This is a genomic window from Marinobacter halodurans, from assembly GCF_004327985.1.
GTDB lineage: Bacteria > Pseudomonadota > Gammaproteobacteria > Pseudomonadales > Oleiphilaceae > Marinobacter_A > Marinobacter_A halodurans.
The window spans coordinates 1-16738 of the sequence record NZ_SJDL01000023.1 but is presented as its reverse complement, the minus strand read 5'-3'; the positions used below and the strand labels follow the sequence as shown (position 1 = coordinate 16738).

Below are 16738 nucleotides of genomic sequence, written 5' to 3'. Positions count from 1 at the left end.
GGCGCTGAATGGCCGCTTCGGCCTGCCGCATCCGATGCTGAGCATCACCCTGTTCCTGATCTGGCAGGCACTCAGCAATGGCATCAGCGGCGGCAGCGTGGTGCTGGGGCTGGCCCTGGCCTGGCTGCTGCCCCTGTTTACGCGAAACTTCTGGCCCAACAACCCGGCCATCCGGCGGCCGTTCCGGTTCCTGACCTATATCGTCCGCGTGGTGTGGGACATCACCGTCGCCAGCGTGAACGTGGCCATGCTGGTCCTTAATCCGACGCGCAAACCGCGACCGGCGTTCGTCGTCTTCCCGCTGGAACTGGAGCATCCACTGGCCATTTCCACCCTGGCGGGCACCATTTCACTGACCCCGGGCACGGTCAGCGCCGACATCAGCGATGACAACACCCTGCTGTTGATCCACGTGCTGGATATGGACGACGAAGCCGATCTGGTGGAAACCATCAAGCGACACTACGAACGCCCGCTGCGGGAGATATTCAAATGATTACGATCGCACTGAAGGTCACCCTGGCGATGGTCACCCTGGCGGTGATCCTGAACGTGATCCGGCTGATCAAGGGACCGGATGCCCCGGACCGCATCCTGGCCCTGGACAGCCTCTACATCAATGCCATCGCGCTGATCGTGCTGTTCAGCATGCTGATCCATTCCCGACTCTACATCCAGTCGGCACTGCTGATCGCGGTGATGGGCTTTGTTGGCACCATTGCCCTGGCCAAACACCTCAAGCGCGGCAGCGTGATCGAATAGGCCACTCCGGAGGACCCATGCACCTTGCCCTGGAAATACTGATTGTCGTACTGCTGATTACCGGCGGCCTGTTCGCCCTGGCCGGCGCCATCGGCCTGCTGTCCCTGCCGGACTTCTACACCCGGCTGCACGCGCCGACCAAGGCCACGACCCTCGGCGTGGGCGGCATCGTGTTCAGCTCCATGATTTTCTTCTCGTTCGGCAACAAATCGCTCGAAGTGGAGGAAATCCTGATCATGGTCTTCCTGTTCCTGACCGCACCGATCAGCGCCAACATGCTGGCCAAGGCCGCCATGCACCTGAAGGTGGACCGGATGGAGGGCACCAAGGGCCACCCCTGGGACCAGTAGGTTACGCGCCGCTGGCCACGAACAGCGCGCGCCAGATCATCACCAACAGGAACAGCAGCATCGCGCCGAAAACGGCGATGAGCGTGTACTGTATCCACGGCCGGCGCCGGGGTGGTGGATCCAGCCGCTTTTCGATGTGGCGGCGCAGCAGGGCCGCGTTACGGTCGTTGGCCTTCCAGGCGAAATCGAACAGGTCCCCCACGATCGGGACGATACCGATCACGAATTCCAGCAGGACATTGCCTGCCATTCGTGCCACCTGGCGGGTGCCGGCGCCGAGGCGAACAGCTTCCACCATCAGGTAGAGAGACAGGACCAGACCCGCGGCATCGCCAATGCCGGGCAGCAATCCCATCAGCGGATCCAGCCCGAACCGGATGCGGGTGAAGGGGATCCGGAACTGGCTGTCGAGAAGCCGGGCCGAGCTTTCCAGACGGGCCAGCGCGTTTTCCAGCTTCTCGCGCTCCTGCGGGCCTGGCGGGGCATTCGACGGCGTCTGATCAGGCATATTTTTTCATCCCAGGGCAACAATTTTCCCGTATAGTAGGCGATCCGATTTTCAGGAGACATCTCTATGTTGAAAGTGAACGAATACTTCGATGGCAACGCGAAATCCATTGCCTTCCAGACGGCGAACCTGCCGGCCACCGTGGGCGTGATCAGCCCGGGTGAGTATGAGTTCGGCACCACCAAGAAAGAAACCATGACGGTGATCAGCGGTGCCCTGGAGGTTCTCCTTCCCGGAATGGACAAGTGGATGACCTACGGCGCGGGCGAAACCTTTGAAGTGGCCGGCCAGGCCAGCTTCAAGGCCAAGGCCGACGTGGATACGGCCTACCTCTGTACCTACGAGTAGCGCTGTCCCCTGCGGCGGCGCTTTGCAGTGCCGCCGACTCCCCTCCGAATTCGCCCCTATCCTTTCCTGTTCCAGCCTTGCCTTTTTCGTGAACTGTGTCAGATTACCTCTACAACCAAAATAAAACTCACTTCCGAAAAACGAAGAGGTTGTTTCACGATGGCGCAGACAAAAATAATTCCGCCGGTCAGCAACGCCTATAACTACCCGCTTTTGATCAAGCGGTTACTGCTTTCCGGACCACGCTACGCCCCCGACCAGAAAATTGTCTACGCAGACCGCAGCGAATACACCTACAGCGACCTGGTGACCCGCATCCACCGGCTCGCCAACGCGCTGACCGCTGCCGGCGTCCAGGCGGGCGATACCGTGGCCGTGCTCGACTGGGACACCCCCCGCTACCTGGAGTGCTTCTTTGCCATCCCCATGATCGGCGCCATCCTGCATACGGTGAACATCCGCCTGTCACCGGATCAGGTCGTGTACACCATGAACCACGCCGAGGACGACCTGGTGCTGGTTCACGACGATTTCGTGCCGCTGCTGGAACAGGTCAGCGGCAACCTGGAAACCGTAAAGGGCTATATCCAGCTGACCGACAACACCTCGGCGAAGAGTACCTCCCTCGATACGGTGAAGGGCGAGTATGAGGCGCTCCTGGCCCAGGCCGGCGACCACTTCGACTTTCCGGATTTCGACGAGAACAGCGTCGCCACCACCTTCTACACCACCGGCACCACCGGCAACCCGAAAGGCGTCTACTTCACCCATCGCCAACTGGTCCTGCACACCCTGACCCAGACCGGTACCCTGGGCTTCAATGAACAGATGCCGCTGCTGCGGTCCAACAGCGTGTATATGCCGGTCACGCCGATGTTCCACGTGCATGCCTGGGGCGTGCCCTACGCGGCCACCATGATGGGCGTGAAGCAGGTCTATCCGGGCCGCTATGAACCGGAACTGCTGGTCGACCTGCTCAAGAAGCACCAGGTCACCTTCTCCCACTGCGTGCCCACCATCCTGCAGATGATGCTGGACACCGAGTCCATCAAGACCGCCAACCTGAGCAACTGGCACGTCCTGATTGGCGGCAGCGCGATGACCGAGGGCCTGTGCCGGGCCGGCTCGAAGCTGGGCATCCACCTGTACACGGGTTATGGCATGTCCGAGACCTGCCCGCTGCTGAGCACCACCTACCTCACGGAGGAGGACGTTAGGCTGCCGCTGGACGAGCAGATCAACAAGCGGGTCAAGACCGGCATCGCCAACCCGATGGTGGATCTGGAAATCGTCGATGCCAACGGTCAGCCGCAGCCTCACGATGGTGTCGCCAAGGGGGAAGTCGTGGCCCGCGCGCCCTGGCTGACCCAGGGTTACTTGAAGGAACCCGAGAAGGGCGAAGCCCTGTGGGAAGGCGGCTGGCTGCATACCGGTGACGTCGGCACCATCGATCCGGATGGCACGCTGATGATCCGCGACCGCATCAAGGACGTGATCAAGACCGGCGGCGAGTGGCTGTCATCGCTCGACCTGGAAAACCTGATCAGCCAGCATCCCGCCGTCGCGGCCACCGCCGTTGTGGGTGTGCCGGATGAAAAGTGGGGAGAGCGCCCGCACGCGCTGATCGTCCTGATCCCGGGTCAGGACGCCAGCCTGGAAGACATCCAGGAACACCTGCAACAGTTCGTCGACAGCGGCGAGATCAACAAGTGGGCGATTCCACAGCAGATCGATTTTGTGGACGACATCCCCAAGACCAGCGTCGGCAAGATCAACAAGAAGCTGATCCGCGACGAACTGGCCTGACCTGCCTGCCGGCGCCGGGACCCTGGACCCTGGCGCCGGCAACCCCTTATTTTCTTGCGTTTCCGTAACCCGCCGGAACTTTCATTCCGACGTCACAGTCCTTATATATAAGGCTGATTACGCATTGCGAAGACGGCGTCTGCAGTATGTCCGACGTCTTCCCCTTCTCTTCCGAAATGGACATGCCGGAGCCACAATGAACACCATTCTCAAACGCTTCCTGATCGTCTCGAGCCTCTACCTGCTGGCCCCGTCCGTGGGCGCCCTGGACCTGGGTAACAAGCTGGATTCCGGCGGTGTACTGATGCCCGAGGACGCCGTAAAGGTCAGCGGCGAAGCCAGCTCCCTCGTCACCAGCCTGCAGGACCACCTGGGTGTTACCCGGACCCAGGCAGCCGGTGGGGCCGGCGCCCTGCTCCAGTTGGCCAAGAGCCAGTTGGGCGCCTCCTCGTTCGATAACATCACCGACAAGGTCTCCGGCCTGGGCAGCCTGCTGGGCGGTTCGGGGGAGCAGTCCAACAACCTGTTGAGTTCCGCCCTCTCGAACATCTCGTCGATGGACGACGTGGAAAAGGCCTTCAGCGCCCTGGGGCTGCAATCCAGCGCAATTGAACAATTTGCCCCGCTGGTGCTCAATTTCCTGAAAGGCCAGGGGGTCGGCCAGGAAATGCTGGGCAACCTCAGTTCCCTGTGGATGCCGGAATCATCCGCCTGATCACGGCAGCGCCAATCTGCACCGGGGAGGACCGTCCTCCCCGCGCTGTATCCGGGCTCATTCCGGCCGCTGGTCCAGTACCCGCTTGATGATCTGACGCCGGGTCTGCAAGCCGGCCTCGGCGGCGTGCTCATGGGCCCGTTGCCGGGCCTCATCCTGCCCCGACCCCGATACGACCGACGTGAAGTAACGCACGACGGCTTTCTCATAGGCCTGGAACGGGCCATCGCACGCGCCCTGCGCCGCTTCGGCAATATCGGAAGGCGGGGCGGATGTCACCGTCACGTAGGGATCGGACTGGGCCACCATACAATCCTGGTAGACGCCAAACTGACTTTGCAGGCTGCCCTGCAATTTGGCGCGCTGCTTGTCCGTCAGGTCCGGCTGCATGGCGGCACAGCCACCAAGCATGACGACGGATGCGATAAGCGCGGCGGATCGGGCGCCGGCGTTACGCAAAATCATAGGTGCCTCCTTTTTCCAGGGCCTGCTGATAGGCCGGCCGAGCCTGGAACCGTTTCACGTAGTTACGGATCGCCGGGCGGTTGCGCCCGACAATACCTCGGGCCAGGGACGCCTCCAGCGGGAAACTCATCTGGATATCGGCCGCACTCAGCTTATCACCGAGGAACCACTCGTTCCTGGCCAGGTGATTCTCGACAAAGTCCATGTGGTTGCGGATTTGTGGCGAGATGAAGATCTCGTTGGTCTTGTCGGCGATCCCCCGGGCAACGGGACGCACGAAAAACGGCATCGGGTTCGTTTTGACCTTCTCGAAAACCAGACGCAGCAGCAGCGGGGGCATGAGGGAACCCTCGGCGTAGTGCAGCCAGTAGGTGTAGTCGATCCATTGCTGGGTCCCCCGCTCCGGCAGCAGCGACGGGGCATAGCTGTGCGCGAGGTAATCGATGATGGCGCCGGACTCGGCAATAGTCAGGTCGCCGTCGGTGATCACCGGCGACTTGCCCAGCGGATGCACCTCCTGGAGGCTTGCCGGGGCCAGCATGGTCTTGGGATCGCGCTGGTAGCGCTTGATCTCGTAAGGCTGCCCAATTTCCTCGAGCATCCAGAGAACCCGTTGGGAACGGGAGTTATTCAGGTGGTGGACGGTGAGCATTCAGCCTCCCTGCAGGCAATTTGGGCATCAAGCGTCTCAATTTACGCTATCGTTGATCGCGTTACGACCGTCCGTTATTCGAACCGTGAACGGTGCTGGATCACCGCTTCGCCGACGGGCGCTTCGACAGGATCACCAGGCCAATGCCACCGAGAATCACCACGGTGGAAACCACCAGGCGCACGGTCACCGGCTCGGCCATCAGGATCACCCCAAACGCAGCGGCAATCACCGGCACGGACAACTGGACGCTGGCCGCCAGGGTGGCACTCAGCGACGGCAGTACGGTATACCAGATGGCGTAGCCAATGGCGGAGGCGCCCGCGCCGGACAGGATCGCCAGCACCGTGCCATGCAGGTCGACTTTCCAGGCAGGCATCGCAATCAGCAGCACCACCAGCGCCAGGGGTGCGGCCCGCAGGAAATTGTCGGCGGAGACCACCAGCGGCCGGCTGACGCCCCGCCCACGCAGCGAATACACGCCCCAACCGACGCCGGCCAGCGCCATCAGCAAGGCACCCACCAACGACGGTGCCGTGACCCCGGGCGACAGCAGATAGACCAGTCCGGCAACGGCCATCACCGAACCGGCCCACTGCATCGGCGACGGACGCTCCCCCCGTACCAGACCCCAGCCGATCATGGTCAGTTGCACCATGCCGAACAGGATCAGCGCACCGACCCCGGTATCCAGCGACAGGTAGGCGTAGGAAAAGCAGATGGCATAAACGAAAAGCATAGCCCCGGACAGCCAACTGCCGCGGCTGTTGCCCTCGCCGGATGACGGGCGCAGACGCACCAGCAGCGCCAGCATCAGGGTCCCGGACAACAACCGGATGAAGGTAAAGGAGGCGGCATCAATGGTGCCGGAATCCAACGCCAGCCGGCCAAGGACCGAATTGGCAGCAAAGGCCAGCATGGCCAGGGTCGTCAGTGACACGATACGCAGGGAACCCGGATGCAGCGCCATACCCACTCCTTCTGACGGTTCTCGTTTCCTGGCGGAAACTCTACCGCTACCACGCCCCGCCCGGTTCCGTATTGTCTGCTCCAGGTTGTCGGCGGCCCGGGGCTGACGCTCCACGACCGTCACCTCGTGCCCGGCCTGACGCAGATACCAGGCCGTGGTCGTGCCCACCACACCCGCGCCGAGAACAGTCATGTGCATAGAGGATTCCTTGTACAAGAAGCAACGCCCCGCGTCCGGCAGGGGCGTCTATGATACCCGTGTGGCGGCGACGGGTCAGGCTGTGGCCGGACGCCCTCGGTGCTCCCGGTACATCCGACGGACCCAGTCGACACTGGGGCGTTCGGCAAACTCGTCCATGAACTGCTGCAACTCTGGCGGTATCTCGCCGGGGAACTGGAACGGGGCCTCCGGTGGCAGGACCAGGGGCGACAGCAAAGCCGCCGTGGTCAGATCCGCCACGCTGAAGCGCTCGCCCACCAGATACGTCCGGTCTGCCAGGGCCTGGTCAAGGCGGTCCAGCGCCGCAACCAACCGGTCCCGGCTGCGCCTGTAACCCCTTTCGGTAATCCCCATGCCTTCCTTCATGGCGCGGATCACCACCCGCTGGCTGGTGCGAAAGGCCATGCGCCCCACCGTATTCTGCCCTTCCGTCAGGATCTCGAACATGAGGCGGGGGTGATCGAGAAGGTAATAGTAGGCGGTCCGGCGCATGTGCGGGCCAATCTCCCGATCGGCAAACGCCGCCCATTCCAGCGCCTCTTCCCGTTCGGACTCGTCTTTCGGGAACAGGGCCGGCGCCGAGGGGAAACGCTCCTCCAGAGTCTGGATGATAGTGGCCGAATCGGCGATGTAGCGCCCATCCAGCTTGAGCACCGGCACCTTATTCTGTCGGGTCCGACGGAAGATCACGGGCATGTGGAACAGCGGTAGCAGGTTGCGCGCCTCGTAGTCCACTTTCTTGATATCCAGGGCCCAGCGCACTTTCTCACAGTAGTGGGAAACCGGGAACTGGTAGAGCACGGGTTTGGCCATAAGCGTTCCGTTCCTGTTGGGCGAACTCAGCCGCCGGCCTTCTTGACGGTCCAGCCTCTCTCCATAAGCAGGGGCACCAGCAGATCGCGGTGGTCCCCCTGGATCTCCACCACGCCCTCCTTGACCGTTCCCCCGGTGCCACAACGTGCCTTGAGGGTCTTGGCGTAATCCTTCAGCTCCTTGCCCGCCAGCGGGATGCCGGTAATCAGCGTCACGCCCTTGCCCTTGCGGCCCTTGGTTTCGCGGCTGACCCGGACAACGCCGTCTCCGGTCGGCGCCTGGGGCTCACCACACGTACATTCCGACAGGGGTTGCCGGCAATCCGGACACATGCGGCCCTGATCCGTGGAGAAGACCAGGCCCCCTGATGCGTTCTTCTTCAAAATACGATCTCCAGAAACAAACCGAGTGTTACCGGGCCAAACCCTACCTTACGAGCCGATAAACCAGAACAGGAAGGCCATAAAAAATCCCTGGCGGCGGCGGGTTTCGACCAGCCGTGACAGGGGCGGTACTTCACCACAGTCCCGGGACGCCTGACCGGGTGCAATCGACTCATCCACCAGGTCGGAACGGTCCTCCTCCAGGATGGCCCGGGCGCGATCCTCCTGCGCCTCCTCCACCTGCAGGCGCACGCCACCCATGGCGTCGGAGAACAGCCACTGCATGCCGATGGTGTGCTCATCCACCACCACCGCCTCGATGCCTTCCGAATCCAGGCGCGCGCGGGCCATGTGGGCTTCGACGGGCAGGGAATAGCGAGCGACCGTGACCCAGCTCATGCTCGGCGTCCCGTCAGGCCGGCGGGTAGCGTTCGAACATGGCGGCCACCACCTCGTCGATCAGCTCGACCCGGTCCTGCGGCGACTGGTACTCATCCAGGTAGCGCCGGCTTACACCGCGCCAGACCACCTGCTGGGTCTTGCGATCCACCAGTTCCACCACCAGTTTGCCCTGCTTCACCTGGCGTACATCCGGTGCCGTGGCCACGCCCCAGCCCCAGTTGCTGCGGCCGAAACCGAGCCCGTAGGTGAAGCCTCGGCTTTCCAGCTTCTCGGCCTCCTCCACGCGATAGGTCACCAGCAGGTCGGCCGAGCCCGGATCCACCTTCTTCAGGGATTCGCCCTGCAGCTCACGCTCCAGCGCGCTTTCGACCCGGGCGCCGTCCAGGCTCAGGTAGCTGCCTTGCCCCTTGTCGGGAGCGAACGCCCAGGTCTGGTACTGGCTGAACGTGGCACCGGCATCGTAGTCGGTCGACACGATGCTGGCGCAACCCGACAACAGGCCCAGACACATCACCAACACCAGGTAGCGCATAGATTCCTCCGTTGTATCAGCCTGGAAATGCGGCCCCTCTCAGCATGTCACCCTCGGGCGAATACGTGACTCTTTACTATTCGGAGTCATCGTCTTCGTCAACCGGGAGCCTGACGCCCCCGGCCCGGCAGAAGGCGGCGAAATCCGGGAAACAGACCTCCGGGATCGCAACCCGCATGGATACACCTTCACCATAGTCCACCCCTTCCACCTGCGCCTCATGCTGGTCGCACCAATGCCGGACCGGCTGCTCCAGCGCAAAATCCAGGGTCACGAGCAGGCGGCGGACCGGCACCTGGGTACGACGCGGAACGTCCGACAAGACCGCCTCGGTGGCGCCGGCATAGGCGCGGACCAAACCACCGGCACCCAGTTTGATACCGCCGAAGTAGCGGATCACCACCACCATGATATCGCCCATGTCCTTATGCTGGATGACATTCAGGATAGGTTTGCCGGCCGTGCCCGACGGCTCGCCGTCATCGTTCATGGCTGCCTGCGTTGCGGCCCCGGGGCGACCGATCTGGTAGGCCCAGCAATGGTGGCGCGCATCGGGGAAGTCCGCCCGCGCCTGTTCCAGGAAGGCCATGGCTTCGTCCCGGCTACTGACCGGCGCCACCCTGGCAATAAAGCGACTCTTCCTGATCTCGATTTCCCGCTCGATCGACTCGGCGGGAATGGGATAATCTTTAGACATGCAAACCATTTCGTTTGTTCAATCAAGCGGCTTCCCGGAAGCCGGCCCTTCACTCCGGATAGTAACAGCGCGGCGGGAGAATCGACATGCACCAGGGCGATGACAGGAATGACGATCCCGATGGCCCGGGCCCCGGCACGGCACCGCCGGCACGTACCGTCAAGGCAGGCTGCGGCATCCGGTTCGATGAGGAAGAGCTGGCCGAGGGCATCGCCTTCGACGGCGTTGAACGCCTGCGACCGATGGCGGACGATTCAGGTGAAGACCGGCCAGTCGAGCCGGACGACCAGTCCTCCTGAGGGCCCATTGGTCGCGGAAATGCGGCCATCGTGGGCCCGCATGATGTCATGGCTGATGGCCAGCCCCAGCCCCCAGCCCTGGCCACCACGGGCCTGGTCGGAACGGAAGAAGGGTTCGAACAGGTTGGGCAGGTCTTCTTCGGCAACGCCCGGGCCCTGGTCGGCGATCTCGCAGGTCAGCCAGCGATCCGTCAGCATCAGGTGGATCATCACGGTGCGATCCGGCGGTGTATGGTCCAGCGCATTCTGCAGCACATTGTCCAGCGCCCGGTAAATCAGTGCTTCATCCCCCAGCACGGTGGCGTTGCGCGCATCTTCAGCAATTTCCAGGTGGCAGTCGACGCGCTGCTGTTCGGCATAATCCGTGGCGCCCTGTAACACCTCGGTCAACACCCGGGTCATATTGACCGGCTCCTGGGCCATGGACTGGTCCTGCTGCCCGACCCGGTGCAGTGTAAGGATCTGGGCGGTCATGGCTTCCAGGCGTTCGTTCTGGCGCTGGATCGAATCCAGTATGTCCTGGTCGCCCATGCTGTCGCGCGCCAGTTCAATGGCGACCCGCTGCCGGGCCAGCGGCGTGCGCAAATCGTGGGAGATATCGCGCAGCAGCTGCTGCTGGCGTTCAAGCAGCGCATGAAGCCGGTCCGTCATGGCATTGAAGGCCCGGGCCAGGGCGCCGATCTCATCACGGCGGTTGGCAATCCGGTCCCGGACCCGCAACGAGCCGTCACCGGCCGCTATCGACCGGGCGGTCGCTTCCACATCCCGCAGCGGCCGGCTGATCCGGCGGGCAATCCACCAGCAGGCCAGGGTGATCAGCAGGAACGTCAGCGCCAGTTCGAACGAGCGGAACAGGCGCGGATCCAGCCACCCATCCCCGCCGGCCTGGGGCCAGACGATCAGGCGATAACCGTCGGGCGCATCGATAACGGCAGGCTGGAATGGCTGACGCTCAAAGAAGTCACCACGCCGGTGGGGCGGCCTCTCGCCATCGCCGTCCCGCTCACGACGCATGTTATCGCCTTCCACCAGCAACAACCGCAGGCGATGGCGCTCGCCCTGCTCGCGCAGGAACCGGAAGGCTTCCCGGGGTTTGCCGGACTCCCGGATGACGACAGCGCGCTCGGCCAGTTTCGCCAGATCCGCGCGCTGTTCCAACTGCAGACGCTCCTGGCGCGCCAGTTCCTGGATGGCCACGTTACTCAACACCACGGCCATGGCCATGGCGAACCACACCAGGAAAAAGATCCGCCAGGACAGCGGCCAGTAGAAACGCCACTTCATTCCGGACTCCGATAGCTGTAGCCGAGCCCACGAAGGGTCTCGATGCGGTTTGCCCCCTCCGGATCGAGCTTGCGCCGCAGGTTGCTGACGTGCATGTCGAGGGCGCGGTCGTGCGGGGTCAGGCGCCGGCCCAGGGCCCACTGCATCAGGTCGGTCTTGCGCACCACCGAGCCGGCACGGCTGAGCAACACCCGGAGAATTTCGTACTCGGTGGCGGTGAGCTCCACCGGCCTGTCGTTCTGGTACACCCGGCGCTGGTCGGGTTCGATGCGCAGGTCGCCGATACGGCGCCCGTGGTCCGGCTGCCCTTCCCGGTCCCAGGCCACCCGGCGCAGCGTCGCCTGGATGCGCGCCACCAGCTCCCGGGGGTTGCAGGGCTTGGGAATGTAATCGTCGGCGCCGACCTCGAAACCCACGATACGATCGGTTTCTTCGCCCCGGGCCGTGAGGAGGATCACCGGCAGGCGGGTGCGGGCCCGTAGTTTGCGCAGCACATCGAGACCGCCGATGTCGGGCAGCATGATGTCGAGAACCACCAAGTCGGCCAGCTCGTCCTGGGCCAGCGCGAGGCCGTCGTTGCCGTTGGCCGCTTCGCGCACGGTGAAGCCCTGCCCGCCCAGGTAGCGCGACAGCAGGCTTCGCAGTTCTTCATCGTCTTCAACCAGCAGAATCCGGTTCTGCATGCCCCAACCATCTCCTCGAAAAACGGGAAGCGACCACGGTACCTGGGTTTCGGAAACAGGTTCGCAACGCAGTCTAGCACGCGCGCGTCACCCTCCAGCACATTTACCCAACCTTTACACGAGCCTGACAGTGGCTGACACAGCGGTGGATACCATGACCGTTGTCACAGGGCTGCACCCGCTTGCCCACCCAGCCATTCAAGGAGCACATCCATGAGAGCCAAGACACATCGCCTGCTCGTCCCGGCTGCCCTCGCCGCCACTCTCGTTGCCAGTCCGCTGGCCTGGTCCGGACAACACCGGGACTGCGGCCCCGGCGACATGCCACCACCGCAGCATCACGGCGACCGCGGCGAAATGATGAAGCACCGCTTCAACGAGATGGCCGAGCGCCTGAAGCTCACCGAGGCGCAGCGCGGCCAGGTCCTCGACATCTTCAAGAAGTCGCGGGAGGACCGCAAGGCACAGTTCGAAGCCCTGCGTGACCAGGACCGCCCAATGCTCAACAGCGGTGATCCCACCAGCGATGAGTACAAGGATCGCGTGGAAACCGCCGCCAAACAGGCTGCCGATTCAGCCCGCCGGCGTGTCGAAGCCCGCGCCGAGCGATATCAGGCCATCTACAAGGTGCTGAACGACGAACAGCGCCAGGCCTGGGCCAACATGCAGGAAGAGCGCGAGCTCTTCGGCGGCCCGGAGCATCACGGCCCGGGTCCGAAAGACTCCCACGGTTCGGATGATCGCGACGGAGCGTGATCGAACGTCAGGAAATAGCGTATGGTTGGGGAGCGTTTCTCACTAAAATGAGCTCCCTGACCACGCATGACCGACACTTCAACTTCTGCCAGTAACGTCCCGGCCCTGCGCCTGGAGTCAGCCGGCTCCATCGATGACATCCGCGCAGAGGACTGGGACCGACTGAGCGGCACGGGCAATCCCTTCCTGCGCCATGCGTTCTTTGCCGCCCTGGAACACAGCGGCTGCACGACGGCCGACACCGGTTGGGCACCGGCCCACCTGATGTTCTTCCGGGGCGACCGGCTGGCCGGCATCATCCCGGCCTTCCGCAAATCCCACTCCATGGGCGAGTACGTGTTCGACTGGGGTTGGGCCGACGCCTACGCCCGCTACGGTATGGACTATTACCCGAAGCTCTTGATGGCGGTGCCCTTCACCCCATCCCAGGGCCGCCGCCTGTTGTTCGATACCGAACTGCGCGAATGCCTGACACCCGATGCACTGCACCACCTGCTGGATCAGGCCGCCGGCCAGTTGGGCTGCCATTCCTGGCACCTGCTGTTTCCCAATGCCAATGACCAGGCCCTGCTGGATGCGCCGGACCGCCTTCACCGCCAGGGCTGCCAGTTCCACTGGTTCAACCGGGACTACACCGACTTCGAGGATTTCCTGGCCCGGCTCACGTCGCGCAAACGCAAATCGATCCGTAAGGAACGCCGCCAGGTCGCCGAACAGGGCATCCAGTTCGCCCACTTTCCCGGCGCCGGGCTGCCCGACCACGTACTGGATGCGTTCCACGTGTTCTACCAGGCCACCTACCTCAAACGCGGGCAACGCCCCTATCTCAATCGCGAATTCTTCCAGGCCCTGCGCGATCACCAGCCGGAACAGATGCACGTGATCATGGCGGTCAAAGACGGCCAGATGATCGCCGGCGCCCTGTTCCTGATCGGCGAGGACACGCTCTACGGTCGCTACTGGGGCTGCCTGGAGGAATACCAGCACCTGCACTTCGAAACCTGCTACTACCAGGGCATCGAGCTGGCTATCGAACGCGGCCTGCGCTGCTTCGACGCCGGCGCCCAGGGCGAGCACAAGCTGGTGCGGGGCTTCGAGCCGCAGCTCACCCATTCCTGGCATTGGGTGGCCCACCCCGGGTTTGCCGAGGCGATTGCGGATTTCTGTGCCGAGGAAGCGGAGGACATAGAACGGTATCGGGATGCGGCCCTGGAGGCGCTGCCGTACCGGCGGGAAAACTGACTTGTCGGAAGGGTGCGAGAATGTCCCGCCTTAAGCCCCCCTTGAGCAAAAACTTATATCCAGCTGACGGACTGTAGAATGCTTTCCCTGGTCCTTGGAATATCCAGCGGAAATAGTCGCCAGAGCTTGACCATACCCGGCCCCAAATTGGTCGGCGACCGCATTTCCACCATGCGCAGGTGAGATTCGATTACTAGCGGTCCCTGATTCTCGAACAACTTGAGTGCTAGTAGCTCGCGTAAACTGTCTTCTCGGCCATGATGTTTGGCCGACCCAGGGTGCTTAGCGCTCGGACCCTGTTGTGCATCTCCCGTTCACAGGCCTTGAACGTGTCGTCGTCCATATCGCGCCAGTAGCGTTCCGGACGGCTGGTTTTACGGTCGTGCTCGGCTGTCACCGGGTCCAGGTGGCGGTAGGCTTCCCAGATCGGGATGTCGGGCAAGGGCTGGGTCACGTCCATGTAGTTTTGTACGAAGTCCCAAAGGGCGTAGCAGGGCTCAGGCATGCTGGTCGCTCCACCGACAGCCCCCACAGCTGCTTCGCACTTGCTGTAACGGTGGAACAGATGCAGACGGTTCAGGATCCCGGCCCGGTCACCACGGGTACTGACCCAGGCGTCAAATTCCACAAAAGGCGCCTTGAAGACTTCTGGCTTGCCGCGCGGAATGAAGGGGAATTTGGGAGGGTAGGACCACACGGTGACCATACCGGTGCGGCGGTTAAGCTCCCAGAGAGGGCCTTTTCCGGCTTTCAAGAACCAACCTAAGAAAAGTTTCCCCATGATCCATGAAACTAACCAAGTTCCCGCCGGGATTCCTATGAATACAGCAAAAAAAACCAGTCATCAACAACGCTCTGCCAGTAATCACGATCTGACGTAGCAAAGGACATGACAACTAACGTCAGGGCTAGCAATGGGCCGAATAGGAGCGTTATAAACTTGGATATAATCTCAGCAAGATTTAAAACCTGAAAACGCTTGGCGAGCGGAGCGTATCGAAAACACTCATGATTCATCTGCCCCTGATGGCCAGTGCCCTCCAGGGGATCCCCATATTTTTCATGCCTACGCAGTAGTTTTGGAGGGGCCTTCGCGAAAATAATAATGGGAACAACCAGTTCCGTGTGCCCCCAAGGCAAACGCGCGGTGCCAAAACGCTCCAGCGCGGATTGGTTATGGTCCTCATATTGGGGAGGTTGCTCCGGTATCTGATCCGGTCGATACGCGGTATCGGCATAATAACCAGTTGTCTGCCTCGGCATTTCCACAACACTATCCACGTTGAACCACCTTTTCATCAAACCAGAAAACCCTGTCCGTTTCGGAGAAATCGGGCTTGGTATGTTCTTCATTGTTTTTATCGTACGTTAATGAAGAGTCCGGCAAGGGCGCAGGGAAAACCATCAGGTCGTCCTTCTTGCCAATGCGGATCTGGACACGGGCGCTCCATGAGTACGTCACGATTTCCCGACTGACCACGTTTCCGAACATGCCCTTTTGCTCCTCCATATGTACCCCGGGCGCTTCCAGATAAAAAAGGTATCCATTGTCGGTTGGCTCACTATATAGAATGCTTTCCCTGGTTCCTCGAATATCCAGCGGAAATAGTCGCCAGAGCTTGACCATACCCGGCCCCAAATTGGCCGGTGACCGCATTTCCACCATGCGCAGGTGAGACTCGACCACCAGCGGATCCTGATTCTCGAACAACTTGAGTGCTAGTAGCTCGCGTAAACCGTCTTCTCGGCCATGATGTTTGGCCGACCCAGTGTGCTTAGCGCTCGGACCCTGTTGTGCATTTCCCGTTCACAGGCCTTGAAGGTATCGTCGTCCATATCGCGCCAGTAGCGTTCCGGGCGATTGGTTTGCCGGTCGTGCTCGGCCGTGACCGGGTCCAGGTGGCGGTAGGCTTCCCAGATCGGGATATCAGGCAAGGGCTGGGTCACGTCCATGTAGTTCTGGACGAAGTCCCAAAGGGCGTAGCAGGGCTCAGGCATGCTGGTCGCTCCACCGACAGCCCCCACACCTGCTTCACATGTGCTGTAACGATGGAACAGATGGAGACGGTTCAGGATCCCGGCCCGGTCACCACGGGTACTGACCCAGGCGTCAAACTCCACAAAAGGCGCCTTGAAGACTTCTGGCTTGCCGCGCGGAATGAAGGGGAATTTGGGAGGATAGGTCCATACGGTGACCATGCCGGTGCGGCGGTTCAGCTCCCATAGAGGGCCTTTTCCTGCTTTTAGGAACCAGCCTAAGCAAAACTTAGCCAGAACTCTTGAGATCAACCAAGTTCCGATCGGGATACCAAAGATTAAGGCGGTCGAGAGCCATTCATCGTATACCAAGCTGTGCCAATAATTACTTTTCGAGGTCAAAAATGATCCAATTATCAGTGTCAAGATCATCAGAGGACCAAGAACAAGAACCGTTAGTCTTGAGAAAATTTCTGCCAAGTTAAGTAGCTGAAAACGCTTGGCCAGCGGCGCATATCGAAAACATTCGTGATCCATCTGGCCCTGATAGCCAGTGCCCTCCAGGGGATCCCCATGCTCCTCATACCAACGCAGTAGTTTTGGGGGGGCCTTCGCGAAAATAAAAATGGGAACAACCAGTTCCGTATGCCCCCAAGGCAAACGCGCGGTGCCAAAACGCTCCAGCGCGGATTGGTTGTGGTCCTCGTGTTGGGGTGATTGCGCCGGTATCCGATCCGGTCGATAGGCAGTATCGGCATAATAACCAGTTGTCTGCCTCGGCATTTCCACAACACTATCCACGTTGAACCACCTTTTCATCAAACCAGAAAACCCTGTCCGTTTCGGAGAAATCGGGCTTGGTATGTTCTTCATTG

Annotated in this window: 24 protein-coding genes; 9 read left to right on the top strand and 15 right to left on the bottom strand. The window is 61.7% G+C overall.

The features are described 5' to 3' along the window. The first annotated feature begins 4 nt into the window (after positions 1-4). Genes EZI54_RS14345 through EZI54_RS14335 form a run of 3 tightly spaced genes read left to right on the top strand, consistent with a single transcriptional unit; the run spans position 5 to position 1112 of the window. Complete coding sequence (locus EZI54_RS14345) at positions 5-496, top strand: Na+/H+ antiporter subunit E (RefSeq protein WP_423227001.1); 492 nt, start codon at positions 5-7, stop codon at positions 494-496. After that, entirely contained in the window at positions 493-762 is a 270-nt protein-coding gene (locus EZI54_RS14340; RefSeq protein ID WP_131482573.1) for a K+/H+ antiporter subunit F, read from the top strand. Before EZI54_RS14345 ends, EZI54_RS14340 begins: the two co-directional genes overlap by 4 nt. Positions 763-779: 17 nt before the next feature. After that, entirely contained in the window at positions 780-1112 is a 333-nt protein-coding gene (locus tag EZI54_RS14335) for a Na+/H+ antiporter subunit G (RefSeq protein WP_131482572.1), read from the top strand. Between the two features lies 1 nt (position 1113). Here the strand turns inward: EZI54_RS14335 and EZI54_RS14330 are convergent, their stop codons facing one another. Next, positions 1114-1620: a DUF4112 domain-containing protein gene (locus EZI54_RS14330; protein ID WP_131482571.1), complete on the bottom strand. Its 507-nt coding sequence runs from the start codon at positions 1618-1620 to the stop codon at positions 1114-1116. 66 nt (positions 1621-1686) lie between these two features. Between EZI54_RS14330 and ppnP the strand changes: the two genes are divergently transcribed. From ppnP to EZI54_RS14315, 3 genes are all read left to right on the top strand, one after another. Beyond that, a complete protein-coding gene (gene ppnP, locus EZI54_RS14325; RefSeq protein WP_131482570.1) occupies positions 1687-1968 on the top strand; it encodes a pyrimidine/purine nucleoside phosphorylase in 282 nt (93 codons plus the stop codon). Between the two features lie 159 nt (positions 1969-2127). Continuing rightward, positions 2128-3774, top strand: coding sequence for a fatty acid--CoA ligase (locus EZI54_RS14320; protein ID WP_131482569.1), 1647 nt, complete (start codon positions 2128-2130; stop codon positions 3772-3774). 196 nt (positions 3775-3970) lie between these two features. Then, positions 3971-4489 (top strand): DUF2780 domain-containing protein, encoded by a 519-nt coding sequence (locus EZI54_RS14315; protein WP_131482568.1) that lies wholly within the window; start codon positions 3971-3973, stop codon positions 4487-4489. 57 nt (positions 4490-4546) lie between these two features. On the opposite strand, the gene EZI54_RS14310 is transcribed toward EZI54_RS14315, so the two are convergent. The 8 genes from EZI54_RS14310 to EZI54_RS14275 all read right to left on the bottom strand — a co-directional run bounded on the left by EZI54_RS14310 (position 4547) and on the right by EZI54_RS14275 (position 9622). Continuing rightward, on the bottom strand, positions 4547-4954 hold the full coding sequence (locus tag EZI54_RS14310; RefSeq protein WP_131482567.1) for a hypothetical protein: 408 nt from the start codon (positions 4952-4954) through the stop codon (positions 4547-4549). After that, on the bottom strand, positions 4941-5606 hold the full coding sequence (locus tag EZI54_RS14305; RefSeq protein ID WP_131482566.1) for a glutathione S-transferase: 666 nt from the start codon (positions 5604-5606) through the stop codon (positions 4941-4943). Before EZI54_RS14305 ends, EZI54_RS14310 begins: the two co-directional genes overlap by 14 nt. A gap of 100 nt (positions 5607-5706) precedes the next feature. After that, positions 5707-6792, bottom strand: coding sequence for a DMT family transporter (locus EZI54_RS14300; RefSeq protein WP_278248726.1), 1086 nt, complete (start codon positions 6790-6792; stop codon positions 5707-5709). Between the two features lie 57 nt (positions 6793-6849). Further along, positions 6850-7608: a glutathione S-transferase family protein gene (locus tag EZI54_RS14295; RefSeq protein ID WP_131482564.1), complete on the bottom strand. Its 759-nt coding sequence runs from the start codon at positions 7606-7608 to the stop codon at positions 6850-6852. A 26-nt stretch (positions 7609-7634) separates the two neighbouring features. Further along, positions 7635-7991 (bottom strand): translation initiation factor Sui1, encoded by a 357-nt coding sequence (locus EZI54_RS14290; RefSeq protein WP_131482563.1) that lies wholly within the window; start codon positions 7989-7991, stop codon positions 7635-7637. A 48-nt stretch (positions 7992-8039) separates the two neighbouring features. Next, positions 8040-8390 (bottom strand): putative signal transducing protein, encoded by a 351-nt coding sequence (locus EZI54_RS14285; protein WP_131482562.1) that lies wholly within the window; start codon positions 8388-8390, stop codon positions 8040-8042. A gap of 13 nt (positions 8391-8403) precedes the next feature. Then, positions 8404-8925: a DUF4136 domain-containing protein gene (locus EZI54_RS14280; RefSeq protein ID WP_131482561.1), complete on the bottom strand. Its 522-nt coding sequence runs from the start codon at positions 8923-8925 to the stop codon at positions 8404-8406. A 76-nt stretch (positions 8926-9001) separates the two neighbouring features. Next, positions 9002-9622, bottom strand: coding sequence for a YigZ family protein (locus EZI54_RS14275; RefSeq protein ID WP_131482560.1), 621 nt, complete (start codon positions 9620-9622; stop codon positions 9002-9004). Between the two features lie 86 nt (positions 9623-9708). Here EZI54_RS14275 and EZI54_RS14270 point away from each other — a divergent pair, with 86 nt between their 5' ends. Beyond that, positions 9709-9921 carry a hypothetical protein gene (locus tag EZI54_RS14270; protein WP_131482559.1) on the top strand — a complete coding sequence of 71 codons (213 nt, stop codon included), beginning with the start codon at positions 9709-9711 and terminating at the stop codon, positions 9919-9921. On the opposite strand, the gene EZI54_RS14265 is transcribed toward EZI54_RS14270, so the two are convergent. Both EZI54_RS14265 and EZI54_RS14260 read right to left on the bottom strand, forming a co-directional pair. Continuing rightward, positions 9877-11205: a sensor histidine kinase gene (locus tag EZI54_RS14265; RefSeq protein ID WP_131482558.1), complete on the bottom strand. Its 1329-nt coding sequence runs from the start codon at positions 11203-11205 to the stop codon at positions 9877-9879. The two genes, EZI54_RS14270 and EZI54_RS14265, sit on opposite strands and share 45 nt — an antisense overlap. Further along, positions 11202-11888: a response regulator transcription factor gene (locus EZI54_RS14260; protein ID WP_131482557.1), complete on the bottom strand. Its 687-nt coding sequence runs from the start codon at positions 11886-11888 to the stop codon at positions 11202-11204. The genes EZI54_RS14265 and EZI54_RS14260 overlap by 4 nt, the downstream gene beginning before the upstream one ends. 213 nt (positions 11889-12101) lie before the next feature. Between EZI54_RS14260 and EZI54_RS14255 the strand changes: the two genes are divergently transcribed. After that, positions 12102-12644 (top strand): Spy/CpxP family protein refolding chaperone, encoded by a 543-nt coding sequence (locus EZI54_RS14255; RefSeq protein ID WP_131482556.1) that lies wholly within the window; start codon positions 12102-12104, stop codon positions 12642-12644. A 66-nt stretch (positions 12645-12710) separates the two neighbouring features. Continuing rightward, positions 12711-13886, top strand: coding sequence for a GNAT family N-acetyltransferase (locus EZI54_RS14250; protein WP_131482555.1), 1176 nt, complete (start codon positions 12711-12713; stop codon positions 13884-13886). 226 nt (positions 13887-14112) lie between these two features. Here EZI54_RS14250 and EZI54_RS14245 read toward each other — a convergent pair whose 3' ends face one another. The 4 genes from EZI54_RS14245 to EZI54_RS14230 all read right to left on the bottom strand — a co-directional run. Continuing rightward, a complete protein-coding gene (locus tag EZI54_RS14245; RefSeq protein ID WP_131482554.1) occupies positions 14113-14640 on the bottom strand; it encodes a hypothetical protein in 528 nt (175 codons plus the stop codon). 62 nt (positions 14641-14702) lie between these two features. Then, on the bottom strand, positions 14703-15167 hold the full coding sequence (locus tag EZI54_RS14240) for a hypothetical protein (protein ID WP_131482553.1): 465 nt from the start codon (positions 15165-15167) through the stop codon (positions 14703-14705). Further along, positions 15160-15597 carry a hypothetical protein gene (locus tag EZI54_RS14235; protein WP_131482552.1) on the bottom strand — a complete coding sequence of 146 codons (438 nt, stop codon included), beginning with the start codon at positions 15595-15597 and terminating at the stop codon, positions 15160-15162. Before EZI54_RS14235 ends, EZI54_RS14240 begins: the two co-directional genes overlap by 8 nt. An 8-nt stretch (positions 15598-15605) precedes the next feature. Continuing rightward, on the bottom strand, positions 15606-16738 hold a 1133-nt coding region (locus EZI54_RS14230; protein ID WP_207389221.1), incomplete at its 5' end, for a hypothetical protein.